Annotated in this window: 2 protein-coding genes; both read left to right on the forward strand. The window is 54.5% G+C overall.

Translation table 11 applies throughout. The annotated features are described in order from the left end of the window. Nucleotides 1–324, forward strand: a 324-nt coding sequence (locus FIV38_RS29800) for a flagellin (RefSeq protein WP_262382628.1), incomplete at its 5' end; no start/stop codon positions are given. A gap of 223 nt (nt 325–547) precedes the next feature. Next, nucleotides 548–1,002 (forward strand): flagellin N-terminal helical domain-containing protein (locus FIV38_RS29805; RefSeq protein WP_478212877.1); only part of this gene is annotated, 455 nt, incomplete at its 3' end.

Below are 1,002 nucleotides of genomic sequence, written 5' to 3' on the forward strand. Positions count from 1 at the left end.
ACCGTGGAAACCACCGTTTCCAACCTGAGCATCCAGGATGCAGCTTCGTCGCAGCGATCGGTTCAGGCGCTGAACGATGCGATCCAGCAGATCGACAGCCAGCGTTCCCAGTTGGGTGCAGTGCAAAACCGTTTCACCAGCACCGTTGCCAACCTGCAAAGCATTTCGGAAAACTCCACTGCTGCCCGTAGCCGTGTGCAGGACGCCGACTTTGCTTCGGAGACTGCCGAGCTGACCAAGCAGCAAACCCTGCAACAGGCTTCTACTGCCATTTTGTCGCAGGCTAACCAACTGCCATCGTCGGTACTGAAACTGCTTCAGTAATCGCTTAAGGCTGGTTAAAGACGGAAGGGCGCCTAGTGCGCCCTTCCGTTTTTTTTTGCTTGAATCCCGTGGCACCTGCAGGCGATATGAATATTCCTACAAATAAATCAGAAAGATCTCAAGAAGCCAGCATGGCTGACGATAACCACTATGAAGGTTTTCAAACCATGCCAGGCGGTTGCCCGGCCGGAAGCCGCAACACCCCATTTACGAGGATTTCGTCATGGCTTTATCCGTAAACACCAACATCACGTCCTTGGGCGTTCAGAAGAACCTGAACAAGGCTTCCGACGCACTGAGCACCTCGATGAGCCGTTTGTCTTCCGGCCTGAAAATCAACAGCGCCAAAGACGATGCTGCCGGCATGCAGATCGCTAACCGTCTGACCAGCCAGGTCAAAGGCCTGACTGTCGCTGTAGCTAACGCCAACAACGGCGTGTCGATTGCCCAGACTGCTGAAGGCGCGATGCAAGAATCGACCAACATTCTGCAGCGTATGCGTGAACTGGCCCTGCAATCGGCGAACGGTTCGAACAGCGATGACGACCGTACGTCTTTGCAGCAGGAATTCACGGCGCTGACCGGTGAATTGACCCGTATTTCCCAAACCACCAACTTCGGTGGCCGTAAGCTTCTGGATGGTTCGTTCGACAACGTAGGCTTCCAGATCGGCGCCAA

Origin of the sequence: Pseudomonas proteolytica (assembly GCF_007858275.1) — a bacterium.
Lineage (GTDB): Bacteria > Pseudomonadota > Gammaproteobacteria > Pseudomonadales > Pseudomonadaceae > Aquipseudomonas > Aquipseudomonas proteolytica.